We start from the raw sequence: 25,392 nt of genomic DNA, 5'->3' as shown, positions 1-25,392 counted from the left end.
TGCCGGGTCACCGAACGGCCACTTCCGGCCGATCACCTGGGGACGAGCTGTCCATCCACACGACAGAAGCGATTCGGCCGGTCGACCCCTCGCGACGGTGACTGAACAGCGTTCTGTCCTCGATCGTGCAGCGCGGGTCCTGCGCCACTGCGGATACTCCCGCTGCGAGCAGTTGGGCCCGCACTCCGGCCGGGATGTCGAGTCCGGGCGTACGACGGACCGTCGTGGTCGCGCTGCCGGGTAGATGCTTGTCGACGTCCGCACGCATGGCTGCGGGCACCTCGTACTGTCGGCCACTCGCGGCCGGACCGAGAAATGCACCGATCCTCGCGGGCACCGCACCGAGCTCGACCATCGCGGCCAAGACCCGGGGCACGATGCCGATACGGGCACCGACCCGGCCTGCGTGGACGGCGGCGATCACTCCGGCTTCCTCGTCGGACAGCAGGATCGGCACGCAATCGGCGGTGAGTACCACCAAGCCGAGGTCACGCTGCGTCGTCACCAGTGCATCGGTCATCGGTACCGGCTCGTCCACGGGACCATCGACCACCGTGACGGTCCGGCCATGGACCTGCTCCATGAACACGAGCCGGTCGAGTCCCATGCCCAACCGCTCACCGAGCCGACGACGGTTGGCGTCCACCGCGATCGGATCGTCCCCGACATGATCGCCGAGATTGAACGTGTCGAACGGCGGTGCCGAGACACCGCCCGCGCGCGTCGTCGAGACGCGGCGGACGCGAAACGCACCGGCGGATGCGGTGTCACTCACCGCCGCATGAAGGACGGCACATCGACTTCGTCTTCGCCCTCGTCCTCGGCGATCGGCACCCGACGGCCCGAGCCGACCGACTCACGACCCTGCCCGCCCGAGTCACGGCCGTGGCTTGCTGCGGATTCTCGGCTGGACGACTCACGGTTGGACGAGCTCGACGAATTCAACGGCGGCAGACTGCTGCCACTCGGTGCGCCGACCGGGTCGCGGAACACAGCGCCCTCGGAACTGTCGTTCGAGCGCGAGGACACTTCTCCGGAGCGGGCCGACCCGATCGGGCCGCGCGTGGACGTGGCCGCTTCGACCGGTCGACGTGTGGGAGTACCGCCATCGAAGCCTGCAGCGATGACGGTCACGCGAACCTCGTCGCCCAGTGAGTCGTCGATGACGGTTCCGAAGATGATGTTGGCATCGATGTGTGCTGCTTCCTGCACCAGCGACGCGGCTTCGTTGATCTCGAACAGGCCGAGGTCCGAACCGCCGGCGATGGACAGCAGCACTCCGCGTGCTCCTTCCATCGAGGCCTCGAGCAGAGGCGAGTTGATCGCCGACTCGGCCGCCTTGATCGCGCGACCTTCGCCGCGGGAGGAGCCGATGCCCATGAGTGCACTGCCTGCACCGGACATGACGCCCTTGACGTCGGCGAAGTCGACGTTGATCAGGCCCGGGGTGGTGATGAGGTCGGTGATGCCCTGGACGCCGTTGAGCAGGACTTCGTCGGCGCTGCGGAATGCATCCATCAGGCTGACTGCGGCATCGCCCAGCTGGAGCAGGCGATCGTTGGGGATGACGATGAGCGTGTCGCAGGACTCACGGAGCTGCTGGATGCCGGTATCGGCCTGCCCGCCGCGACGCTTGCCCTCGAACGAGAACGGCCGGGTGACGACACCGACGGTGAGCGCACCGAGCTTGCGAGCGATGTTGGCGACCACGGGGGCACCGCCGGTACCGGTGCCGCCACCCTCACCTGCAGTGACGAAGACCATGTCGGCACCCTTGAGTACCTCTTCGATCTCGTCCTTGTGATCGTCCGCCGCGCGGCGGCCGACCTCGGGATCGGCACCTGCGCCGAGGCCGCGGGTCAGTTCGCGTCCGACGTCGAGCTTGACGTCTGCGTCACTCATCAGCAAGGCCTGAGCGTCGGTGTTGACCGCGATGAACTCGACTCCCTTGAGTCCCTGTTCGATCATGCGGTTGACCGCGTTCACGCCGCCGCCGCCGATGCCGACGACCTTGATTACGGCGAGGTAGTTGTGCGGGGGCGTCATGGGCTCTCGCCTTCCGTGGAGTGTTGCGTGAAATGTGGAAAACTCTCAACCTAAACCACAGGCTTAGAGTTATGTCAAGTACTGATCTGGTCGGAACGCTATTCATCGCCGACGGCTATCGCCATTAGGCGCGCCGACGCCACGCCAGAAATATGCGTCACGCGCTCCGAAACTATTTCGTGGTGGGCAGATCCGGACTCGACACGTCGAAAATCTGCCCGGGCTGCGACAACAGAGCGATCGCCACCGCGGCCTTCCGATCCGAGTTGTCCGTGCTGCCCCACACCACGGTGCGCCCGTCGAGCAGCAGAATCGAGATGTCGGACAGAGTGCTCGCTCGCAGCTCTCCGACCTGATCACGGAGCAGCGGTGGCAACGTATCGAGTACCGCCAGAGCATCTTTCGTCACCGGATCGCCGTACACCGGATTCTGGGTCACCAGCCGCACGACACCGGGCGGCGGCGGTGCGATCGCGAAGTCGACCCCCGTCGAGTCGAGAAGATGGGTGCCGTCCGGAGAATCGAAGAACGCCACCGGAATTCGCTCCTCCACCGTCACCTGCACCGTCGACGGGTACTTCCGCTGCACACGCACCGTGGCCAGAGCCGGAATGGTCGCCACACGCTGCGCCGCCGCAGCGGTATCCACGCGAGCGAGCGGAAGACCGGTGGGAACGTCGAGCCGCTCGAGAATTTCCTGCTCGGATACCGAGGACGCACCCGAGACCGCAATGGTCCGAACCGACATCAGCGGGGTGAAGTACACCAGCGCAGCCGATCCCACCGCGACCACGACGACGGCCAGCACGATGAGCGCGGCCTTGCGCCGGGACCGCTTGACCCGAAGGCGTTCTTCTTCTCGCGCCCGAGCGCGGGCCTGCTTGTCGGTCGACACCGTCGGCGAATCATGTTCTCCTGCAGCTTTTCCCGACCTCGAAGAACGAGCTCGATCGGAGCGGCGGGTCACGTCGACGGCCGATCCTTCGATACCCCGCGGCCGGTTGCAGCACCGAAATCGGTCTTCGAGCGAAGTGCATCGAGAATCGGGCCGCCGAGCATCGTCACATCACCGGCACCCATGGTGATCACCACGTCGCCGGGCACACTGAGATGAGCGACCTGCTTGGCCACCAACGACAGATCCGGCTGGTAGTTCACCGGCTTGGTGACCGCGGCCGCGACCAGAGCGCCCGTGACGCCCGGGAGCGGCTCCTCCCGAGCACCGTAGACGTCGAGCACCACGATCTCGTCGGCCAACGACAGCGCTGCACCGAACTCCTCTGCGAACGTCGCGGTCCGCGAATACAGGTGCGGCTGGAACACGACGACGACTCGGCCGTGGTCCTGACCCGCCACCAGAGCCTGTGCCGCGGTCAACACCGCACGCACCTCGGTTGGATGGTGGGCGTAGTCGTCGAACACTCGGACGCCGTGCTCGCGCCCGGTGAACTGGAATCGTCGATGGACTCCGCCGAATCCGGTGAGGCCGGCCAGCAGCTCCTCGATCCCGGCCCCGACCTGACGCGCCGCCACGAACGCTGCCAGTGCATTGAGTGCCGTGTGCCGTCCAGGAACACCGAGCCGAACGGTGCGCGCTGCGTCCTCACCGGCGATCTGCAACTGTGCGACGCCACCGATGTCCTCGGGCTCCCACGCCAACAAACGCACGGCCATCTCGACGGGCCCCGCGTCGGCGTCCGCGGACCCGTAGCCCAGAACGGTCACTCCCGGCATGTTCCTGTCCACCACACGTCGGGCAAGAGCCGCCGAACCGGGGTCGTCCATGCAGGCCACGAGAACACCGCCGGGACCGAGCAGCGCGGCGAAGTCGTCGAAGACCTGTACGTAGGCCTCGGTGGTGCCGAAGTAGTCCAGGTGATCGGCTTCGATGTTGGTCACGATGATGACGTTTGCCGAGTACTGCAGCAGCGAGCCGTCGCTCTCGTCCGCCTCGGCAACGAACACGTCTCCGCTGCCGTGGTGGGCGTTGGTCCCGGCCTCGTTGAGCTCTCCCCCGACGGCGAACGATGGATCGAACCCACAGTGCTGGAGCGCAACGACCAGCATCGAGGTCGTCGACGTCTTTCCGTGAGTGCCCGAGACCAACAGCGTCCGGTAACCCTGCATCAACGAGGACAGCACCGCAGGCCGCAGTACCACCGGGATTCCTCTTTCGCGGGCTTCGACCAGCTCGGGGTTGGTCTTGGGGATCGCGGCGTGAGTCGTCACGACCACTGTGGGGCCGCCGTCGATCATGTCGAGCGCACTGGCGTCGTGACCGATACGAACCTGGGCTCCGCGTGCGCGCAGCGCGAGCACACCCCGCGATTCCTTGGCGTCCGAACCCGATACCTGCCCGCCGCGGGCCAGCAGGATGCGAGCGATGCCGGACATTCCGGCACCACCGATACCCACCATGTGTACTCGTTCGAGCTCGGTCGGCAGTTCCGACGTCGCCGCACCCTCAGTTGTCACGCGGACTTCTCCCTCGTTCTCTTCGCATGCTCGACGCCGCCCGGATCAGCGTCTCGCCGCGTGTGCAGTGTCGAGCACGATCCGGGCAACGGCAGCTGCTGCTCCCTTGTGTCCGGCACCGGCTGCGGCACGCGACATGGCGGCGATCCGTTCGGTGTCGGCCACGAGCGCAATCACCGTGTCGGTCACGTAGCGCTCGGTCAGTGTCGCATCGGACACCAGGATGCCACCTCCGGCGTCGACGACCGGTCGGGCATTGAGCTCCTGCTCGCCGTTGCCGTGCGGCAGCGGTACGTAGACGGCGGGCAGGCCGGTCGCGGACACCTCGGCGACCGTCATGGCCCCGGACCGACAGATGGCCAGATCGGCTGCCGCGTACGCGAGATCCATGCGGTCGATGTACGGCAACGCCACGTACGGGGCATCCGGGTTGCTCTGTTCGACGTCGAGCGAGTTCTTCGGTCCGTGCGCGTGCAGGACGGAAATGCCGGCACCGGCCAGGGCAGGCGCGGCCGAGGAGACCGCCTCGTTGAGGGAACGGGCTCCTTGCGAACCGCCGAACACCAGCAGCACGGGTCCGTGCTCGGGCAGACCGAAGTGTGCGCGGGCTTCCGCGCGAACAGCGGCACGGTCCAGTTCGGTGATGGTGGGGCGCACCGGGATTCCGATCACCTCCGCGTCCGCACCGCCGCGCGCGGCGATACCCGATCCAGCGACAGCCGCGAGCACCCGCTGGGCGGACCGTGCACCGACCTTGTTGGCGATCCCTGCTCGGGCATTGGCCTCGTGGATGACAACCGGGATTCGGCCACCACGGCCGAGCAACCGGCCGCGCGCCGCGAGATAGGCGGGCAGCGCGACGTAACCGCCGAATCCGACGAGCACGTCGGCCTCGACGGCCGCGAAGATCTCCCTGGTTCGACGCACCGATCGGACGACGCGAACCGGCAGCTTCAGCAGATCGACTGTGGGCTTACGTGGCAACGGAACGGGCGGGATGAGTTCGAGTGCGTAGCCGCGGGCAGGAACGAGCGTCGTCTCCAGACCGCGGCTGCTACCGAGGGCCGTGACGGTGACCGTGGGGTCGAGGACGCGTAGAGCGTCGGCCACGGCGAGCGCAGGCTCGATGTGCCCGGCCGTTCCGCCCCCGGCGACCACTACGGAAATCGGTCGAGATGTCTGCTTCACCGTCGATATCCTCGCTCACCCGAGCGAACGGGTGGGCGACCGGGTTGCGGTTCCGGTCGCGGACGGTACGCCGATCGGGATCCTGTGGGATGTCCCGCCGCAGGATCGCGCCGCTGCGGTTCGGCTCTACGGCCGGTGCCGCGGGGCAGATCCGTCCGATGGTTGGTCGGAGACGCCGCGCGCGAACTCGACACCCTGGTGCGGGTACGCCCCGGCTCGGGTGCCCGTGCCGATCGGCCGTCCTTGCCCTTGCGTGACTCGAGGCGCTGACGATCCTGTGCTGCCAACGTCGGACGAGTGGACTTCGATCGGGCCATCGCGGCGCGCTTCGGCGAGAACACCGCGGGCAGCGGAAGCTTGAGGGCGCGGGCGATACGCCCCTCCTGTCCGGCATGCAAAGCCGCGATCGCCTCCGGCTCGTGGCGGGCCGCGCTCGCGATGATGCCGAACATCAGCAGGGTGATCGCCGTCGACGTGCCTCCGTAGGACACCAGCGGCAGCTGCAGACCGGTCACCGGAAGCAGTCCCACGACATAGCTGATGTTGATCATCGCCTGGCCGAACACCCAGCACGTGGCACCGGCGGTCAGCAGGCGCAGGAACGGATCGACCGAGCGCATGGCGATGCGCAGGCCCGTGTAGACGAAGAGACCGAACAAGCCGATGACCGCCAGGCAGCCGATCATTCCGAGTTCCTCGCCGATGATGGCGAAGATGAAGTCGTTGTGCGCGTTGGGTAGATAGCTCCACTTCGCGCGACTCTGCCCCAGCCCACGGCCGAACCAGCCGCCGTCGGCGAGAGAATATTTCGCCTGGGTGGACTGATACGACAGGCCCGAGGTGTCTTCTCCCGGGTTGAGCCAGGCCTTGACGCGATTGGACCGGTATCCGGCGGTGAAGGCGAGCACTGTCGCCAGCGCCAGACCTGTCATCAACACGGCGAGGAAGAGCTTGGCGTTGAGTCCGGCGAACCACAGCAGGGCCACCAGAATGATGCCGAGGGCGATCGCGGTACTCAGGTTCGGCTGAAGCACGACCAGCAGGCACATCAACAGGCCTGCAGGCAGCAACGGCACCAACAGAGACTTGATGTTGCCGTGTTCGCTGCGGCGCGAGGCCAACAGGTGCGCGCCCCACAGAACGAGCGCGACCTTGGCCAGCTCGGACGGCTGGAACGACACCACACCGAAGTCGAACCAACGCCGCGCACCCTGACGTTCGGCACCGATACCGGGGATCAGCACGAGCATCAGCATGGTGATCGAGACGAGGAACAGCGGGAACGACAGCTTCCTGAGGTACCTGACCGGCAACCGGAGAGCCACGTAGAAAGCGACGACTCCCAGCGCGACACCGATCAACTGCTGAGTGAACAGTGCGTACCCGGATTCGTCGGCCGCGTAGGACTCGGCGGACGACGCCGACAGGACCATGACCAGGCCCAGCACGGTGAGCAGTACTGCGATGGTGACGATGAGGTGGAACGACGCGAGCGGACGGCCGAACCACAGGCCGATTCGGGTGCGCGGCGCGCTGGTGCGGCGAGGTGGACGGGACGGCTGACCGGGCCCGGTCACGAGCGCGACGATCCGATGTCGTCGACGCCGAGGCGCTGCACCGACTCGGCGAAGCTGCGACCCCGGTGGCCGTAATCGGCGAACATGTCCAGCGATGCGGCCGCAGGGGCCAGTAGAACGGTATCCCCTGGCGCAGCGTGTCCGGCCGCCTGGGCAACCACGACCCGCATCACCGCATCAGCATCTTCAGCACCATGAGTCACACCAGCATCGTCTCCCGAAGGGAGCCTGACGACCGGAACATCGGGGGCGTGTCGCGCCAAAGCCTGTGCGATCTGCATCCCATCGCGCCCGAGAACCACGGCAGCGACGAGTCGATCGGCGATCTCGACGACCAGATCGTCGATCACCGCGCCCTTCAACAGACCGCCCGCGATCCACACCACCCTCTCGTGCGCCAGGATCGAGGAACGAGCTGCATGCGGATTCGTCGCCTTCGAATCGTCGACGAACGTCACCCCGCCGAGCTCCCGCACCACCGCCGCCCGATGCGGCCCGACCCGGTAGCTCAGCAGACCCGCCCGAACTGCGGCGGCCTGCACCCCGACGGAGCGCGCAAGCGCACCGGCCGCGAGCGCATCGAGAATGCCGGACGGCCCGCTCGGCTCGACATCGTCGGCAGCGAGGAGTTCGACGTTCTCGCCGAACGCGTTGTCCACGAGCACCCCTGCACGCACGCCCAATTCACCGGATGCGGGCTCTCCCAACCGAAAGCCGACGACACCGGGAGCCGGCGAGCCTGCGGCCAGACTCGCTGCCCGGGCGTCGTCCAGGCCGACGACCGCAACGTCACCGGTCAACGCCCGAGCCTTGGCCTGGACGTACCCGTCCATGCCGCCGTGCCAATCGAGATGATCCTCGGCGATGTTGAGAACCACTCCTGCCGCCGGACGCACCGACGGAGCCCAGAACAACTGGAACGACGACAGCTCGACGGCGAGCACGCTCGGATGCGGGGTACGGCGCAAGGCGTCGGCGATGGGGAGTCCGATGTTTCCGCAGGCCACCGACTCGATGTCGGCCGCCTCGAGAATCGAGGCCAGCATCGAGGTGGTGGTGGTCTTTCCGTTGGTTCCGGTGACCACGAGCCAGCGAGTTCTGGGGCCGTACAGCTCGGCCCGGTCGATGTGCCAGCACAGCTCCACATCGCCCCACACCGGGATGCCGCGCTCGGTAGCAGCGGCCAACACCGGTGAGTCGGGACGGAAGCCGGGACTGGTGACGACGAGGGAGAACTCGGCGAGCACCGCGGGATCGCCGAGCAGGTCTTCCTGCAGCACCACGGCGGCACCGATGTTCGCTGCCTCGTCGAGTGCGCCGCGATTCGAGTCGGTGACGGTGACCGCCGCTCCGAGGTCGAGCAACGGTTGCACGACAGCCAGTCCGGAGACCCGGGCACCGGTCACCAGGACCGAACTGCCACGCAACCAGGTCAGATCGGTCCGAGAGCCGTCCACGGATTCGTCCATGACCTATCCGCCGACGGCAGCGAGGTACTCGCTGTAGAACAGGGCGAGTCCGACGGCCGACGCAATGGCGGCCAGCAACCAGAACCGGATGATCACCGTCGTCTCGGCCCATCCCGCCAACTCGAAGTGATGATGGAACGGAGCCATGCGGAACACGCGTCGGCGACTGGATCGGAACACCGCGACCTGGATGACGACCGATGCGGCCTCGGCGACGAACAGCGCACCGATGACGACCATGATCAGTTCGGTCTTGGTGACCACCGACAGGCCCGCGATCAGGCCACCGAGCGCCAAGGATCCGGTATCGCCCATGAAGATCTTCGCCGGCGCGGCGTTCCACCACAGGAAGCCGATGCAGGCACCCGCAGCAGAGGCGCAGACCAGCGCGAGGTCGAGGGGATCTCGCACGTCGTAGCAGCCGGGGGCAGGCCCGGCGGGGCCTGCGCACGCCTGGCGGTACTGCCAGAAGGTGATGACGGTGTACGCACCTAGCACCAGCGTCATCGACCCGGCGGCGAGGCCGTCGAGACCATCGGTCAGGTTGACCGAGTTGGACCACGCGATCACCAACAGGCAGACGAAGAACACGAAGACCACCGCGGACATCGACCACGTCGCGATGTCGCGAACGTACGACAGTTGGGTACTCCCCGGAGTGAGTCCGCTCTCGCTGCGGAACTGCAGTACCAGGATCGCGAACAGCACGGCCGCCGTTATCTGACCGACGTACTTGCCGGTGGCGTTGAGACCCAGGTTGCGCTGCTTGCGGATCTTGATGAAGTCGTCGAGGAACCCGACCAGACCGAGCACCGTGGTCAGGCCGAGAACGAGCAGAGCCGAGGCCGACGGACCATCGGCGTCGTATCCGATGCCGATCAGGTGCGAGCCCCAGTAGCCGGCCCAGATCCCCACCAGAATCGCGACGCCGCCCATCGTGGGCGTCCCGCGCTTGGACTGGTGACTTGCCGGACCTTCCACTCGGATCTCCTGGCCGAAGCCCTGTTTCGAGAAGGTCTTGATCAAGACCGGGGTCAGCAGGATCGCAACAGCGAGTGCGATGCCACCGGCGAACAGGATCTGTCTCACTGCTCGCCCTCCGCACCGGCTGCGACGACACTCGATCCATCGGCCAGCAGAGCGTCTGCGACGGTCCACATGGCTCCGGACTGCGAGGCTTTCACCAGCACGATGTCGCCGGGGAGCACTTCCTCGCGCAGCACTGCAATCGCCGCTTCGCGATCGGGTACCAGCATCGATTCCTCGCCCCACGAACCTTCCATGACCGCACCTTGATGCAGTGCCCGCGTGGGGCGTCCCGAGTCGACGATGATCAACCGATCGACGTCGAGCCGAACGGCCAGCCTGCCGATCGCGTCGTGCTCGACCACCGAGTCCGAACCCAGTTCGCCCATCTCCCCCAGTACCGCCCAACTGCGGCGCTTCGGGCCGTCGTCGCGGCGTGACATCGAGACCAGCGCCTTGAGTGCGGCCCGCATCGAATCGGGGTTGGCGTTGTACGAATCGTTGACGACGGTGACGCCGTCGGCTCGGGTGCGCACGTCCATCCGACGGATCGATGTCGGTGCGGCGGCCCCGAGTGCGTCGGCCACCTGCGCCAGCGTTGCCCCGCATTCGAGTGCGACAGCCGCTGCGGCGAGCGCGTTGCCGACCTGATGTTCACCGTGCACCGCGAGGGTGACCGGCACTGTGCCTGCAGCGCATTCGAGTGTGAACGACGCCCGGGCGTCGGTGTCGACCTGCACGTCGACCGCCCTGATGTCCGCGTCGGCGTTCCGTCCGACGGTGACGACCGATGCCGTTGTACGCGTTGCCATCTCGGCGACGAGACGATCGTCGATGTTGAGAATCGCGACTCCCCCGTCGGCAGCACTCGGCAGCGCTTCGACGAGTTCGCCCTTCGCCAAGGCAATGGCCGCACGCGAACCGAACTCGCCCAGGTGTGCGGTACCCACGTTCAGCACCACTCCGATCCTCGGCGGTGCCAGTGCGGCGAGTTCCGCGATGTGGCCGATTCCTCTGGCGGACAACTCGAGACACAGGAAATCGGTATCGGCGTCCGCGCGCAGAGCCGTCCACGGATGGCCGAGTTCGTTGTTGAACGATCCGGGCGGTGCCACCACCGAGCCGAGTGGCTCGAGTACCGCCGAGATCAGATCTTTGGTCGAAGTCTTCCCCGAGGACCCCGTCACGCCGACGACCGTCAAACCGTGCTGGGCAGTCAGTGCGAGCACCGACTCCCTGGCCAGTCCACCGAGTGCAGCCAACACCGCCGCGCCCGAGCCGTCCGGATCGTGCTCGAGGGCCATCGCGCGGCTCTCGTGCGGAACCGGACTGACGACCACGGCCGGCACACCGACGGGACGCGCGGCCAGGACCAGCGCCGCACCTGCGGCGACCGCATCGGCGGCGTGTTCGTGGCCGTCGACCTTGGCCCCGGGAAGCGCGAGAAAGATACTGCCGGGGGTCACCTTGCGGGAATCGAACTCCACCGGTCCCGGCACCACGACCGTCGGATCCGACACATCGTGCACCGTGCCGCCGACCACTTCGGCGATACGGCCGATCGACAACGGAATCATCGTGCGCCCGCGCTCGTACCGACCAACCGCGCGTCGATCGCCGAGGCCAACACCACTCGATCGTCGAACGGATGCTTCACCCCTGCCACCTCCTGGCCGGTCTCGTGCCCTTTACCTGCAATCAACACAACATCCCCTTCGCGCGCCCACACCACGGCCTGCTCGATCGCCGCCGCCCGGCCTGCCACATTGCGTACTTCACCACGAGCATCCTCCGGCACCGAGAGCGCACCGTCCTGCACTGCCTGTCGTATGGTGGCCGGATCCTCGCTTCGCGGGTTGTCATCGGTCACCACCAGTAGATCCGCGCCGCGTGCCCCGGCCGCACCCATCAGCGGACGCTTGGCGGTGTCCCGGTCTCCACCCGCTCCGAGTACCACCGCGATCCGTCCACGGGACGATTCACGCAGCGTTGCCAGCACGGCCTCCACTGCCGCAGGCTTGTGCGCATAATCGACAACCGCCAGAAAGTTCTGTCCCCTGTCGATTCGTTGCACTCGTCCCGGCACGTCGACCGTCGCCAGCCCGGCTGCCGCAGTCGGTACGTCCACGCCTGCCGCCGCGCAGGTGGCCAACGCGAGCACGGTGTTCGCCACGTTGTAGCGACCCGGGAGGCGGACCGAGACCGGCAGCGACACACCGTTCGGATCGGCAACGACGAACGACTGTGTGCCGTCCTCGTGCTTGGCCCAGTCCGAGACCGTCCATTGCGAGTCGTCACCGGTGGACGCGGTCACCACCGTCGAGCCCGCCGCACGGGCGATGTCTGCCATTCGCACACCCCAGGCGTCGTCGACACACACCACAGCGGTGTCGGCGCGAACTGCGGAGTCGGCCGCGAACAAGCGACTCTTGGCCAGGAAGTAGTCCTCGAGAGAATCGTGAAAATCGAGATGGTCCTGAGAGAGATTGGTGAACGCACCGACGGCGAAGCGAGTGCCGTCGACGCGACCCAGAGACAGCGCATGGGACGACACCTCCATCACCACGGTGTCGACACCGTCCTCCACCATGACTGCGAACAGCGCGTGCAACTGTGGTGCCTCGGGTGTGGTGAGCGCGCTCGGAACGTGCCGACCTGCCACGCGTGTCTCTATGGTGCCGATCAACCCGCAGCGACGACCGGCAGCCGTCAGGCCGGCCTCGACCAGATACGACGTCGTCGTCTTGCCCGACGTACCGGTGATCCCGATGACGGTCATCTTCGACGACGGATTGCCGTAGACCAGCGCGGACACAGCTCCCAACACCTGACGTGGACGATCGTGGACGAGCACCGGCACCGGCCGATCGGTGCCTGCGAGAGCTCGCAGGACGATCTCGAGTCCGGCGGAATCGGTGAGCACTGCCACCGCACCACGATCTATCGCGTCCGCCGCGAAGTCGGCACCGTGACGGCTGGATCCGGGCAGAGCGGCGAAGAGGTCCCCGGGTAGGACGGACTGTGCTCTCAGATCGATGCCGGTCACGCTCACGCCCTCGGGGTCCCCGGCACCGATCGTGGCACCGGCCGCTACCGCAACATCGCGAACTGCGGTGTGCGGTGGATGCGCCGGACGTGAACCCGGAGCCGGTTGTGAATCCGATGAGACAGTCACTCCTGCTCCCTTCCTCTCTGATGCCGGCCGCTGTGATGCCGGCCGCGCACCTGCCCCGGCTCGGTCACGCCGCAGCGGCACCGAACGAACATGCGCGAACCGATGTGTCAGGTTACCGGCGACCGTGACCGAGATGTCGCCACCCCGACTCGAAGGAACGGCGGGATCGGATGTCAGTCCGCCTGCAGAACCAGCTTGGGTCCCGGGTCGGCGGACATGGGCACGCTGTCCCGCTGCAGCATCCAGCTGGCGATGTTGTGGAACAGCGGTGCTGCCGACTGGCCGCCCGAACCGTCGGCGCTGCGCGTCGGGGCGTCGAGCATGATTCCGATCACGTAGCGGGGATCGTCGGCGGGAGCGATACCCGCGAAGGTGATCCAGTAGTTCGAGTTCGAGTAGCACTTGCACTCCGGGTCGACCTGCTGAGCCGTGCCGGTCTTGCCGCTGATCTGGTACCCCTCCACGCCTGCGGCAACTCCCGTTCCGCGCTGATTACCCGTGTCGTCCTGGGTGACCGATCGGAACATGTTGCGAACAGTCTTCGCAGTATCGGGACTGACCACGTAGACACCGTCCGGCCGCTGGGTCTCGGTCCGCTGACCGTTGGCGTCCACCGTCGCCTCGACGATCCGCGGCGGGATGCGCACACCGTCGTTGGCGATGGCCTGGTACATCCCGGTCATCTGCAGCAGCGTCATCGACAGGCCCTGTCCGATGGGGAGGTTGGCGAACGTACCGCCCGACCACTGATCGCGACTCGGAACGCTGCCTGCGCTCTCGTTGGGGAGACCGACATCGCTGCGTTGGCCGAGGCCGAACTTGGTCAGCATGTCTGCGTATCGATTCTCGCCGACGCGTTGCGCCAGCATCAGAGTGCCGACATTGGAGGACTTACCGAACACGCCGGTCGTGGTGTAGGGCGCGACACCGTGGTCCCATGCATCCTTGACCGACACACCGGACATGAAAATGCTGCCCGGAACCTGAAGCACCTCGTCCGGCGTGGTGAGTCCGTATTCGATGGCCGCGGCCGCGGTGATGATCTTGTTCACCGACCCCGGCTCGAACGGCGTGGTGACGGGCAGGTTGCCCATCTCCTTGGTGCGCTCGTTGTTGCCGACGCCGATACCGGCATTGAATGTGTTGTCGTTCGACATGGCCAGCACTTCACCGGTCCGCGAATCCTGCACGTACGCAGACGCGTTCTTCGCTCCGGACAGGTCCTTCGCCAGCTGCACCTGCTGTTGTACGTAGTACTGCAAGTCCGCATCGATCGTCAGCTCGACGCTGGAGCCGTTCACAGCAGGCTGCTTGTCCCGCCAGCTACCGGGAATGACGGCACCGTCCGAGCCGCGGTCGTACGTCTGCGATCCATCGGTTCCGGCCAGGGTCGCGTCGAGCGAATCCTCCAGTCCGAGCAGGCCGTGACCGTCCCATCCTGTGGCACCGACGATGTTCGCGGCCAAGGACCCACCCGGGTACTCGCGGATGTCCTGACGCTCGAGCCCGACCTGCTTGAAATCCGCACTGATCTTCGATGCCACGGTGGCATCCACACCACGTGCCAGATACGTGAATTCGTCGTTGCTCTTCAACTTCGCGAGCAGATCCTTCTCACTGATCACATCGCCGAGGTCGCCGTGAATGCGCGCAGCGATATCCTCGAGGTACTGCTCCGTCTCCGGCTCGGTGGGATCCTTCGCCCTGGCCTCGTCGAGCTCCTTGCGAACCCGAACCGGCTGGAACGTCAGTGCTTTCGCTTCCATGGTGAACGCGATCGGATTTCCGTTGCGATCGAGAATCGAGCCGCGCAGAGCGGGATCGACGAGTGTGGTGGTGCGCTGTGACGCCGACTCGGCCGACAACCTCGGACCGTCGAAACCTTGAATCCACAGCAACTGCGCCGCGGCGACTGCCAGCGCCACGTACATCAGCACCCTGCCGGTCCCGTGACGGAACCGAAAACTGGACGAGTCGAGACGCTTTCGGCTCGGTGGCCGGCGGCGCGGATCAGGCGAAGGCCTGGTCACTGCCCGTCACCCGTAGCTTCGCCGGTGGCTGGGGCCGAGGATGAAGCGGACGACGGGGCTTCGACCGAAGATGTTTCGACCGAGGGAATGCTCATGGGAACCAATTGTTCAGGAAGAGCAACGTTTCCAGCCCCATTGCTTGTATTCGGCGTGGCGGCCCGAGTATCGACGGTGCCCGTGGTCCGGTTGGGCTGCGATGCGCTGCGCGGCGTCTGCTGCTGCGGCGACTGCGCTCCCGTACTCGGGACCGTGCCCTCGCCTGCAGCTGCTGCCGGATCGAGCGGTGCCACCGGTGCACCGTCGGCGGGAGCCGGCGTACCGACAACCTGCACACCGCCGTCCGGCGCGACGATCAGGCGGGCGGGGTTCTTGGCCGGAACCATGCCGAGGCCAGCGGCCTTGCGCGCGAGCTCGGGAGCCGATTCGGCCAGCTCGACGTCGCGCTGCAGGGACGCTCGTTGCTGTGCCAATTCGGTGTTGGCGGCCTTGGCGGCACTGAGATCGTAGGAGTCACCGGCAGACCGTGTCGTCAGCAACAACGTCAGGCCGAGACCGATGGCGAGCAGACCGATGATCAAGGCCACGAACGGAATCCGCGCCGCTATGGCGCTTCCGTCGATCGACGGGCGAGCTCCGGAACCACGGGCGGAATCCGAGGTGTGAATCGATGCACGCTGCTGCCTGCGTTCGTAAGCACGGAGGGCGGCACCGGATCTCCCACCGCCCCGACCGGGTCGCTCCGGTCGCGTCACTGGAACCCGATTGCGCTGTGTTCCAACGGCTGTTCCTGGAACCGTCATTCCGCTCTCCTTGCAATCCGTTCGGCGGCGCGCAATCTCACCGGAGCCGAACGTGGGTTGACGTCGATCTCTGCATCCGAGGCACGCTCGGCACCTCTGGTTAGGAGCCGAAACTCCGGACCCATTCCGGGAAGCTCGACCGGCAGCCCCTCGGGGCTGCGGGACTTGATCCGAGGAGCCAACTCCTGTTTGACAACCCGGTCTTCGAGCGATTGGTAGGACATGAAGACCACCCGACCACCGACAGCCAACGCGTCGAGCCCGGCAGGGACTGCAGCCTCGAGCGAGTCCAGCTCACCGTTGACCTCGATACGCAAGGCCTGGAAGGTGCGCTTGGCCGGGTGTCCACCGGTACGACGCGTCGCGGCTGGGATTGCGGCATAGAGAATTTCCACCAGTGCAGCGCTCGTGGTGAACGGTGTGTGCTCACGTCGACGCAGAACAGCGGAGGCGATCTTGCCTGCGAAACGTTCCTCGCCGTAGGTGCTGAGCACCCGCGCGATCTCGCCGTGCGAGTAGGTGTTGAGTACGTCGGCGGCGGTGATTCCCACCGTCGGATTCATTCGCATGTCCAGTGGGGCATCGACGGAATAGGCGAATCCGCGGTCGGACTCGTCCAACTGCATGGACGACACTCCGAGATCGAACAGAATGGCATGCACCGAGCCGACGGGCGACAGGCCTGCCTCGTCGAGCGCATCGGCTATTCCGTCGTAGGTGGTGTGCACCAACGTGATTCGGTCGGCGAATGGAGCCAGCCGGGCTCCGGCGAGTTCGAGCGCCGCGGGGTCACGGTCGAGTCCGACGAGGTGCAGGTTCGGATAGGTCTGCAGGAAGTGCTCGGCGTGACCGCCGAGCCCGAGTGTCGCGTCGATCATGACGCGGGTGTCGTCAGCGGAATCGAGTGCGGGACCGAGTAATTCGTCGGCTCGTTCGAGTCTGACCGGAACGTGGACGGGGCCTGCGGGTCGACGGTGGGTTCGGTCGGCGGACGACTCGTTCTCGTCCGGTCCGGTGCCCTCCGTCATGGTTCCTCCCGGTCGTGCGTTCGTACTTCTCGCCCGGGTCCGGGCCGTGCGGGGCGCCCACGGAAGCCGATGCGAATGCTTCGAGGTCCCTGTCCGATAGGGAACCTGGCGTTGGGGAAGAACGTCAGGGTCCTGATCTGCGAAACCTGGCGTTGGGGAAGAACGTCAGGGTTCTGATCGGGCAGAGGCCTCGCTGCACTCGCAGGCGACCTGGGCGGATTACAAGATCCCTCCGAGGGACTCGTCGAAAGCGTCGGAGAAATCCTGCTCGTTCTCAGCGGAGTAGCGAGCCCATGCTTCGTCGTTCCAGATCTCGATGAAGTCCATCGAACCGATCACCACACAGTTGCGTTCGAGCCCCGCGTAGCGGCGATGCTCGGCACTGATGGTGATGCGGCCCTGTCCGTCCGGCCTCTGCTCGTCCGTTCCCGAGAAGAACTGACGAACGTAGGCACGGGCTTTGGGGTTGGCGCGAGAAGCTGCCGTCAACTTCCGAGAACGCTCCGCGAAGTCTGCCGCGGTGTAGACAGCGAGGCTGAAATCCTGCCCCTTGCTCACCATGACACCTCCTGCAAGCGCGTCCCGAAACTTGGCCGGCAACGTGAGTCGACCCTTGTCGTCGAGCTTCGGCGTGTAGGTACCGAGAAACACTCGCCACCTCCAGCCTCGACTCTCCGCTGCGGACCACTTTACCCCACTCTCCCCCACTTCGAACCATCCAGAGCCGGAAATTTTTTTCACAACGCCTATTTCCCCAGCTCGAGCCCATGGTATCGACCGTAAATGCAACCGGGGCTCAAAAGAAGACAGGAACCGGATGTCAGTTGGCGAGCGCTCGGAATCCATGGCCCAGCGATCTGACCAGGCAATTTCGCAAGACGGTGGCGGGGCGCCACCGTCAGACAGCGGGAAACGACACCTAGGTGGGGAAAAGTGGGGAATTGAGCTGATCGTGGGGGGGAAGTGGGGAGACAGCCCGCAACCATTGGTCCACGGCTGGACGAGACACAAGAACCGAGGAGCAGCAGCGAGACTGTGCGGCGAGTTCGGCGGGCGTCGAATCAGGGGCGCTGCCGGCACCGTCGAATCAGGGGCAGATACGACAACAGCACCTCACCCGAAGGTGAGGTGCTGCAGAACGCATGACGCGAAGTTGTGGAGAGGATCCTCGGCGGTCAGGATCGGTGAAAACCTGTTCGACTCAGTCCTGCTCGAACCGCTTTCGGAAACGGTCCTCCATGCGAGAGGTGAAGCTGCCGCCCTTGCGACCACCCTTCGATTTCGGCCCGGCACCACGTCCGGAAGGCTCGGCGGCATTGCCGGCCGAACTGTTCTCGCCCTGCGACGCTGCGGCAGCTTTTTTGGAGCCACCGAACAGGAAGAGTGCCCCGGCACCGAACATGAACAAAAAGCCGACGAGACTGACGACGAGAAAAGCCAAACTGTTCGTCGACAGCGCAACACCGGCGACGAGCAACACGAGTCCTACGACGAACAGCGCAGCAGCCTGAAAACGCTTCCTGCTCGACGCCGCGCGAACGCGACCGCCCCTCACGTGAGACGCGAATTTAGGATCCTCGGCGTAGAGAGCGCTCTCGATCTGATCGAGCATGCGCTGCTCGTGCTCGGAGAGTGGCACGGTACCTCCCCCTGCACAGATATTGAAGGTCATTTCGGTTGCGAAATGACGGGAAGCTGACCTTGGCGGCTACCTGCTGTCGATGATACGAGCTGAATCCGCTGGTTACCACCTACTCGCACGATGTGTTCCTGAGAAACCCCGAAGTTTTCGAGACGCGCGTCCCGGAAACGACGGCTGAACACGGTGTGACGTGGCAGTTCACGCTCCGCGACCCGGCTTCGCGAGCTAAGCCGACAGAGGCGCTGCCATCGGATCGACGGACGCGAACCGCGACTGCCCACCGAGTCTGTCCTCGACCGAGTTCAGGAATCGACTGACGTGTCGATAGAAATCGTCGGCGTCGAGGTCTGCGATGGTGCTCGATGCGCCCGCCTCGACCGCAGCGCGGATGGCCGAGAACGACGCGAAGTAGTCTGCCCACACGGCGAGTTCGGGTGCCGCCTTGGCCATCAGCACCCAGGCGCTACGCGAGCGAGGACGCGCCCCGATCGAGTTCGGCAACGACGCCAGCACTGCTGCCGCGCCTTTGAGCGCTGCGGCGTAGCTGCCCAGAAACCGGTCCCCCGCATCGCTCTCCCCGATGGACTCGGACAGCAGCGCGTCGGCCCGACCGAGCAGAACGTGGGCCTGACGCGGCACCGGCGAACGAACGCCGGCATCGAATGCCCTCGTGATCGTCATACTCGAACACCTCCAGTTCGATCTCCGGCGCGTACCTGACGCACCCGGAACCGTGATGAAGCCTTACAGTCGAACTCCGGAGAATCCGACTCGCGGATCCGAGTCGAAGCCACCGGCGCACTCGGCCCCGATCATCGAACACCCGTTCGACACTTTCAATATAGCCGTGCCCACCGACAAGTTGCCGAAGAAAGGTTGAGAACAGTCGTCACCGATGCGCGGACAACGCCCTACCTGGTCGATCTGACGCCCCCGGAATTCCGCCAGCGGCTGCTGGAGGCACTGTCGATCTACGTCGAGGCCATGGGTTACCCACGCGGAACCGAGCAGAGCCGGGCTCCGATGTGGAGCGAGCATCTGCACCGGCCGGGCTGGCGAGCAGTCGGTGCCCTGCTCCCGAACTCCGACCCCACACGGCCCGATCCGTTGGTCGCCGTCGCCTACGGCTACCACGGCGCGCCGCACCAGTGGTGGCATCAGCAGGTTCGTGACGGGTTGCGGCGTACGGGGCAGTCCCCGCAGAACGTCGACGCCGCTCTGGGCGACTATTTCGAGCTGACCGAGTTGCACGTCCACCCGAGCGCCCAGGGGCACGGACTCGGAGCACGTCTGTGCAGGCGGCTGCTCGACGGCGTCGGTGCCGACAGTGTGATGTTGTCCACTCCCGAAGTGGCCGAGGAGAAGAACCGGGCGTGGCGGCTGTACCGGCGGCTGGGCTTCGAGGATGTGCTGAGGAACTTCACGTTCGCCGGCGATCGACGTCCCTTCGCCGTCCTGGGCCGACGGTTGCCGTTGGACGGGCCCGTAGCCTGAAGATGTGATCGACGCTGTGGTGGTGGGCTCCGGCCACAATGCCCTGACCTCTGCCTGCTATCTGACCGATGCCGGGTTGTCGGTGGAGATCCTCGAGCGCGACTCCGTCGCAGGAGGTGCGGTCTCGACGGTGGAGCGATTTCCCGGCCATCGAGTGGACCGGGGTTCGTCGGCGCACATCATGATCCGCCACACCGGCATCATCGAGGAACTCGAACTCGCCGAGTTCGGACTGCGCTACATCGACTGCGATCCCTGGGCGTTCGCGCCGGGAGCCGTCGGCACGAACGAGCGTGCAATCGTCTTCCATCGCAGCCTCGACCGAACCTGCGATTCGATCGCCGCCGCGTGCGGGGTTGCGGACGCCCGCGCCTACCGCACCTTCGTCTCGGTCTGGGGTCCGCGCAGCGAACGCACCATGCGCGCATTCGGCGGGCCACCCACCGGCCCGAAGCTGCTCCGATCCTTCTGGGGACTCGGCGCGCCCGACGGCGGCAGCATGCTCTCGCGCGAATTCCTCGCCACCGGCGATTCCCTACTGGACGAGATGTTCTCGAGCGAACGCCTCAAGGCCGCACTGGCATGGTTCGGCGCACAGTCCGGACCACCGATGTCCGAGCCAGGTACCGCACCGATGGTCGGCTTCGCCGCCCTCATGCACACCCTCCCGCCCGGTCGCGCCGTCGGCGGCAGTGGCGCACTGACCGAGGCGATAATCGCCCGGTTGCAGCGGGACGGCGCGGCCCTGACCCTCGACGACGCCGTCACGACCCTGGCGCGTCGCCCACACGGCTGGACCACCAGGACCGCGTCGGGCCGGGAGGTCGACAGCCGGATCGTCGTGGCAGGCTGCCATATCCTGACCACCCTCGACCTGCTCGCCGACGGCGGACACGATGCGGCGCAGATTGCCCGGTGGCGCAGCACGATTCGAGTGGGACCGGGAATCGGTACGGCGGTCCGGCTGGCGACCGACTCCCTTCCGATATATCCGAGTGCCGACCGAATCGAGGACGGTACCCACGGTCTTGCTCTGCTGGTTCGAGACCGCGGCCAGTTGCGCCTGGCCCACGGCCATGCGCTGGCCGGCGACCTGCCGCCGACCCCGGCCGTACTGGGGATGTCGTTCAGTGCGATCGACCCCACCATCGCGCCGCCGGGCCAGCATCAGATCTCGCTGTGGTCGCAGTGGCATCCACACACTCTCGCCGACGGCAGGCGGTGGCGCTCGGACGTTCCTGGTGAGCGCTCACTGGCCGAATTCGAGGCGGATCGGATCGTGGCCGAGATGGATCGCTACGCACCCGGCTTCGCCGCAGCGGTGTTGGATCGACACGTCCAGTCGCCGCCGGACATCGAGCGTGAGCTCGGTCTCGTAGGCGGCAACATCATGCACCTCGACATGTCGTTGGATCAGATGATGATGTGGCGACCGCATCCCCAGCTGGCCGGTCACCGAGTCCCTGGGGCCGCCGGCCTCTACCTCACCGGTGCGTCCACCCACCCCGGCGGCGGAGTCACTGCGGCCAGCGGTCGGTCCGCTGCGCGGATCGCGATAGCCGACGCCAGGGCCGGACGCCGGCGCGAGTTCTTCAGGAGAGGAAGGCCATGAGGGTTGCGCCGATCGTAGTTGCGGCGGCAGCCGTCGGCTGCCAGATCGTCTACCCACTGGTGTCGGGATCGACCCGAGACACGGTGACCGTGGCCGTGGTCGGTTTCCTCGCGCTCGCGTCGATCCTGCACGCTGCGCTGCACCGGGGTGCGGTGTGGACGACAGTGCTGGTCATCGTGACGGCAGGCACCGGATTCGCCTCCGAACTCGTGGGCACGGCCACCGGAATACCGTTCGGCGAGTACTTCTACGCTCAGGATCGTCTCGGCCCCAGCCTGTTCGAGGTACCGGTGGTCGTCCCGCTGGCCTGGACGGCCGGGTTCTACCCGATCTGGTGCGCAGTGACCTTCGTCGTCCGTCGTCTCGACACGACGCACCCGCGCGCCGCGGCGCTACGGATCGCGGCGGTGGCGGTGGGCATGGTCGGGTGGGACCTGTACCTCGACCCGCAAATGGTCACCGACGGCCAGTGGACCTGGACGTCCGGTGCCGTCGGACTGCCGGGTGTGCCGTCGATTCCGCTGACCAACTACCTCGGCTGGCTCGTGGTGGCCACGTCGATGGCCGCCGTCATGGAGTTGTTGGACCGGTCCGTCTCCGGGACACACCTGTCCGACGTCCGGAGCCGGCCTTCGGCCGACGCGGTACCCATCGGGCTGTTCCTGTGGACGTGGCTCGGGTCGGCGCTGGCACATGCGGTGTTCCTCGACGGTCCTGAGCTTCGATTCTCGGCCGTGTACGGGTTCGTGGTGATGGGAACCGTCGGCATACCCCTGGTATGGATGGCCGGTCGCGATCGGTCGCTTCGGCCGCGATCGCGCGCGGCTGTCGACCGTCTCGGTACCGACACGCCTCGCTGACAACCCCTGCCGACTGACACCGGCTCGATCCCCTGGCACGATGTCGCTGTGCAGTCGACATCGCGAACCTCTCATCGAACCCACCGACACCGAGTTCTCTCGGTGGTCGCACTGGCGCTGCTGGTCGCGCCGATGCTGGCCGGGTGTCTGCGGGTGCAGGTCACGATGGGGGTCTCGGCCAACGACCGGGTTGCGGGTCAGATCGTGGCTGCCAGCGTGCCGACCTCCGACTCCGACACCGGACCGGAACTGGTGATTCCGTCCACGATTCAGGACAAGGTGCGCGTGGAGCCCTACAACCAGGACGGCTACGTCGGGTCACAGGCCATGTTCGACGACCTCTCGTTCGGCGATGTCCAGACGCTCGGTTCCATATTCCAGAACGCCGCGGGTTCGTTCCAACTGGAACTACAGCGTTCCGGTGACACAGTCAGCCTCTCGGGCAACGCCGATCTGTCCTCGGTCCCCGCTCAGGGTTCCGACGTCCAGTTCACCATCGCGTTTCCCGCCCGCATCGGAACCACGAACGGCACCAGAGAGAGCGACAACTCGATCTCCTGGAAATTGCCTGCAGGTGAAGTCACGTCGCTGCGCGCCGAGGTGAACTATCCCGATCCCAACACCCGAAGCTTCGCCGGCTGGGCCGGCATCGTCGGCGGAGTGACAGTCGGCGTCGCCGCCATAGTCGGTGCCATGGCATGGGTGTCGCGTAACCCCCCACTGCGCAATCGACGGTCGCGACATCCAGAAGCGGACAGTTCTACCGACAGAACGTCGGTGTGACCGGCCGACTCCTGGCACGAACGACGGCCGTCGCGGCCACCCTGGCAACGGCGTCGGCGGCGATCTCCCTGGTCAATTCTCGATTCCTGCCGCGCTTGCGTGCTCCGAGACAGGACGTCGCCGAACGCATCGTCGTCTGCATTCCCGCCCGCAACGAGGCGACAACGCTTCCGTTGCTGATCAGCGACCTCACCCGTCAACGATCGTGCACCGACATGCAGGTGATCGTCCTCGACGACGACTCGACCGACGGAACGGCAGCAGCGGCCCGTGCGGCAGCGGACGGAGATCGAAGAGTTCGCGTCGTGACCTCCGATACCGCTCCCCCGACCGGCTGGACCGGCAAGGCCGCCGCCTGTGCCGAGCTGGCGAGACTGGCCGACGGGATCGACGGGATCGACGGGATCGACGGGATCGACGGGCAAGCATCGCTGATCGTGTTCGTCGACGCCGACGTTCGACTCGCTCCCGATGCGATCGCGGCTGCTGCCGCGCTGTTGCGTCGGCGCGACACGTCGCTGCTGTGTCCGTGGCCCGAGCAGCTGGCCGGCAGTGCGGCCGAACGACTCGTCCAACCCCTTCTGGCGTGGTCGTGGATGTCGACCCTCCCTGTGTCGGTGGCAAACTCGACGCTTCTGCCCTCGATGGCGGTTGCCTGTGGTCAGTTCATGGCCTTCGACGCCGCTGCCTATCGCGCCATCGGGGGCCATCACTGCGTGGCCGCCAGCGCGACCGAGGATCTCGATCTGGCTCGCGCACTGCGGCGACAGGGTATGCGGACGGCGGTGGCGTCCGGTGCGGGGTTCGTCAGCTGCCGCATGTACGACTCGGCTGCGGACCTCAGAGCCGGATACGGTCGATGGCTGTGGAACGAGTTCGGCGGCCCGGTCGGTTCGGTCGTCGCAACGCTTGCGCTGGCAACGATCTACGTGATGCCCCCGATCGCTGCGCTCACCGCCTCGGGCTCGACGCGCCGGCTCGGCTGGGCCGGCTACCTGGCAGGCACGGTGTCCCGAACCGCCGCGAGACGACGCGAATCGGGACCGCGTTTCGGTACCGGCGACGTCATCGACGCTGCGCTGCATCCGATGTCGATTCTCGCGTTCGCCGGACTCGTCGCCGAATCCCACGTGCGCAGGCAGCGCGGCTCACTGACATGGAAGTCGCGCCCCATGCCCGCGCCGCAGCGCTGAGGGTCCCTACACCCGAGCAGGCGCGAGTCCCAGGTTGCTCAACACTTCCCGGGTGGCACGGGCGAAGTTCAACGTGATGAAGTGCAGTCCCGGCGCACCCTCGGAGATGAGCCGCTCGCCGATGTTCGTGGCGAGTTCGATGCCCACCTCTCGGACAGCCGCTCGATCCTCTTCCGGCCCGGAACCGGCTGCGCGAGTGAATTTCTCGTCCAGGGTCGACGGGAGCGTCGTACCCGAGAGCTCGAGCATCCGACGAACCGATCGAAGCGAGGTGATGGGCATGATCTCGGGGATGATCGGCTTGCTTCCCTGCTCGGCGTCGTACGCAGACACACGATCGCGCAGGCGCAGGTAGTCGTCCACGTCGAAGAACATCTGGGTGATCGAGTACTCGGCCCCGGCGCGAAGCTTGCCGACCAAGCACTTGGTGTCCTGCTCGAGGTCGTCGGCGCGGTGGTGCCCCTCGGGGAACGACGCAACTCCGACGTGGAAGTCGCCCAGATCGCGCACGAGCCGAACGAGTTCCTCCGCGTATTCGACTCCCTCGGGATGCTTCTCCCAGTCACCGAGAGGGTCCCCCGGTGGATCGCCACGCAGCACGAGGATGTTGGTGATGCCGCGGTCGGCATAGGAACCCACCATCGATCGCAGCTCGTCCACGCTGTGCGAGACAGCGGTGAGGTGCGCCACCGGTAGCAGCGTGGTCTCCTCGGCGATCTGCCCGGTGACGCGCACCGTCCGATCGCGGGTGGAGCCTCCGGCTCCATACGTCATCGACACGAACGCAGGCTGCAGTTGCTCGAATTCACGAACTGCGCGCCACAGTCTGGCCTCGGCGGCGGCATCGCGCGGCGGCGAGAACTCCACCGAGAACGGGATCCTGGCCTCGGGTTCTGTCCGCAGTCGGTCGACGATGGACGGAGTTCTCGTCACGAATCCTCGACTGGACCGCCCCCTGACGGATTCTTCGCTCACCCGAAGATCATAGGTTGCT

The 25,392-nt window shown here is 66.2% G+C and carries 22 protein-coding genes; 5 read left to right on the top strand and 17 right to left on the bottom strand.

Going from position 1 to position 25,392, the window contains the following annotated elements; genetic code table 11:
• Window positions 1-7: 7 nt before the first annotated feature.
• The 16 genes from pgeF to CH275_RS15155 form a co-directional block, all read right to left on the bottom strand.
• Window positions 8-775: a peptidoglycan editing factor PgeF gene (gene pgeF / locus CH275_RS15230; RefSeq protein WP_094679134.1), complete on the bottom strand. Its 768-nt coding sequence runs from the start codon at window positions 773-775 to the stop codon at window positions 8-10.
• Window positions 772-2,046: a cell division protein FtsZ gene (ftsZ, locus tag CH275_RS15225; RefSeq protein WP_094679133.1), complete on the bottom strand. Its 1,275-nt coding sequence runs from the start codon at window positions 2,044-2,046 to the stop codon at window positions 772-774. The genes pgeF and ftsZ overlap by 4 nt, the downstream gene beginning before the upstream one ends.
• A gap of 172 nt (window positions 2,047-2,218) precedes the next feature.
• Window positions 2,219-3,013 carry a cell division protein FtsQ/DivIB gene (locus CH275_RS15220; protein ID WP_094679132.1) on the bottom strand — a complete coding sequence of 265 codons (795 nt, stop codon included), beginning with the start codon at window positions 3,011-3,013 and terminating at the stop codon, window positions 2,219-2,221.
• Complete coding sequence (gene murC, locus CH275_RS15215; RefSeq protein ID WP_179276168.1) at window positions 3,010-4,464, bottom strand: UDP-N-acetylmuramate--L-alanine ligase; 1,455 nt, start codon at window positions 4,462-4,464, stop codon at window positions 3,010-3,012. The genes CH275_RS15220 and murC overlap by 4 nt, the downstream gene beginning before the upstream one ends.
• Before the next feature lie 102 nt (window positions 4,465-4,566).
• Entirely contained in the window at window positions 4,567-5,709 is a 1,143-nt protein-coding gene (gene murG, locus CH275_RS15210; RefSeq protein WP_218828792.1) for an undecaprenyldiphospho-muramoylpentapeptide beta-N-acetylglucosaminyltransferase, read from the bottom strand.
• Window positions 5,706-7,298 carry a putative lipid II flippase FtsW gene (gene ftsW / locus CH275_RS15205; RefSeq protein WP_373453717.1) on the bottom strand — a complete coding sequence of 531 codons (1,593 nt, stop codon included), beginning with the start codon at window positions 7,296-7,298 and terminating at the stop codon, window positions 5,706-5,708. Before ftsW ends, murG begins: the two co-directional genes overlap by 4 nt.
• On the bottom strand, window positions 7,283-8,755 hold the full coding sequence (gene murD, locus CH275_RS15200) for a UDP-N-acetylmuramoyl-L-alanine--D-glutamate ligase (protein WP_094679129.1): 1,473 nt from the start codon (window positions 8,753-8,755) through the stop codon (window positions 7,283-7,285). Before murD ends, ftsW begins: the two co-directional genes overlap by 16 nt.
• A 3-nt stretch (window positions 8,756-8,758) precedes the next feature.
• The gene (gene mraY / locus CH275_RS15195; protein ID WP_032394385.1) at window positions 8,759-9,844 is read right to left on the bottom strand and encodes a phospho-N-acetylmuramoyl-pentapeptide-transferase; all 1,086 of its coding nucleotides are present in this window, start codon (window positions 9,842-9,844) and stop codon (window positions 8,759-8,761) included.
• Window positions 9,841-11,358 carry a UDP-N-acetylmuramoyl-tripeptide--D-alanyl-D-alanine ligase gene (locus CH275_RS15190; RefSeq protein ID WP_094679128.1) on the bottom strand — a complete coding sequence of 506 codons (1,518 nt, stop codon included), beginning with the start codon at window positions 11,356-11,358 and terminating at the stop codon, window positions 9,841-9,843. Before CH275_RS15190 ends, mraY begins: the two co-directional genes overlap by 4 nt.
• Entirely contained in the window at window positions 11,355-12,956 is a 1,602-nt protein-coding gene (locus CH275_RS15185) for a UDP-N-acetylmuramoyl-L-alanyl-D-glutamate--2,6-diaminopimelate ligase (RefSeq protein ID WP_094679127.1), read from the bottom strand. Before CH275_RS15185 ends, CH275_RS15190 begins: the two co-directional genes overlap by 4 nt.
• Window positions 12,957-13,129: 173 nt before the next feature.
• The gene (locus CH275_RS15180) at window positions 13,130-14,986 is read right to left on the bottom strand and encodes a peptidoglycan D,D-transpeptidase FtsI family protein (RefSeq protein WP_094679126.1); all 1,857 of its coding nucleotides are present in this window, start codon (window positions 14,984-14,986) and stop codon (window positions 13,130-13,132) included.
• Window positions 14,983-15,786: a hypothetical protein gene (locus CH275_RS15175; RefSeq protein ID WP_256991036.1), complete on the bottom strand. Its 804-nt coding sequence runs from the start codon at window positions 15,784-15,786 to the stop codon at window positions 14,983-14,985. The genes CH275_RS15180 and CH275_RS15175 overlap by 4 nt, the downstream gene beginning before the upstream one ends.
• Complete coding sequence (gene rsmH, locus CH275_RS15170; protein ID WP_094679125.1) at window positions 15,783-16,814, bottom strand: 16S rRNA (cytosine(1402)-N(4))-methyltransferase RsmH; 1,032 nt, start codon at window positions 16,812-16,814, stop codon at window positions 15,783-15,785. Before rsmH ends, CH275_RS15175 begins: the two co-directional genes overlap by 4 nt.
• Before the next feature lie 219 nt (window positions 16,815-17,033).
• Complete coding sequence (mraZ, locus tag CH275_RS15165; protein WP_094679124.1) at window positions 17,034-17,465, bottom strand: division/cell wall cluster transcriptional repressor MraZ; 432 nt, start codon at window positions 17,463-17,465, stop codon at window positions 17,034-17,036.
• A gap of 550 nt (window positions 17,466-18,015) precedes the next feature.
• The gene (locus CH275_RS15160) at window positions 18,016-18,453 is read right to left on the bottom strand and encodes a DUF3040 domain-containing protein (protein ID WP_094679299.1); all 438 of its coding nucleotides are present in this window, start codon (window positions 18,451-18,453) and stop codon (window positions 18,016-18,018) included.
• Window positions 18,454-18,681: 228 nt separating this feature from the next.
• Window positions 18,682-19,137 carry an SAV_6107 family HEPN domain-containing protein gene (locus tag CH275_RS15155; RefSeq protein WP_094679123.1) on the bottom strand — a complete coding sequence of 152 codons (456 nt, stop codon included), beginning with the start codon at window positions 19,135-19,137 and terminating at the stop codon, window positions 18,682-18,684.
• Window positions 19,138-19,332: 195 nt separating this feature from the next.
• On the opposite strand from CH275_RS15155, the gene CH275_RS15150 reads away from it, so the two are divergent.
• The 5 genes from CH275_RS15150 to CH275_RS15130 are packed head-to-tail and all read left to right on the top strand — an operon-like array spanning window position 19,333 to window position 24,398.
• Window positions 19,333-19,950: a GNAT family N-acetyltransferase gene (locus tag CH275_RS15150; RefSeq protein ID WP_094679122.1), complete on the top strand. Its 618-nt coding sequence runs from the start codon at window positions 19,333-19,335 to the stop codon at window positions 19,948-19,950.
• Between the two features lie 4 nt (window positions 19,951-19,954).
• Window positions 19,955-21,562 carry a phytoene desaturase family protein gene (locus CH275_RS15145; protein WP_094679121.1) on the top strand — a complete coding sequence of 536 codons (1,608 nt, stop codon included), beginning with the start codon at window positions 19,955-19,957 and terminating at the stop codon, window positions 21,560-21,562.
• Window positions 21,559-22,422, top strand: a complete 864-nt coding sequence (locus CH275_RS15140) for a carotenoid biosynthesis protein (protein ID WP_094679120.1) — start codon at window positions 21,559-21,561, stop codon at window positions 22,420-22,422. The genes CH275_RS15145 and CH275_RS15140 overlap by 4 nt, the downstream gene beginning before the upstream one ends.
• A 48-nt stretch (window positions 22,423-22,470) precedes the next feature.
• A complete protein-coding gene (locus tag CH275_RS15135; protein ID WP_094679119.1) occupies window positions 22,471-23,205 on the top strand; it encodes an LppM family (lipo)protein in 735 nt (244 codons plus the stop codon).
• A complete protein-coding gene (locus tag CH275_RS15130; RefSeq protein ID WP_094679118.1) occupies window positions 23,202-24,398 on the top strand; it encodes a glycosyltransferase in 1,197 nt (398 codons plus the stop codon). Before CH275_RS15135 ends, CH275_RS15130 begins: the two co-directional genes overlap by 4 nt.
• A gap of 6 nt (window positions 24,399-24,404) precedes the next feature.
• Here the strand turns inward: CH275_RS15130 and metF are convergent, their stop codons facing one another.
• Complete coding sequence (metF, locus tag CH275_RS15125; protein ID WP_256991035.1) at window positions 24,405-25,331, bottom strand: methylenetetrahydrofolate reductase [NAD(P)H]; 927 nt, start codon at window positions 25,329-25,331, stop codon at window positions 24,405-24,407.
• Between the last annotated feature and the right edge of the window lie 61 nt (window positions 25,332-25,392).

It is taken from the genome of Rhodococcus sp. 06-235-1A, from assembly GCF_002258785.1.
Classification (GTDB): Bacteria; Actinomycetota; Actinomycetes; order Mycobacteriales; family Mycobacteriaceae; genus Rhodococcoides.
This window is presented reverse-complemented; position numbering and strand designations above follow the sequence as displayed.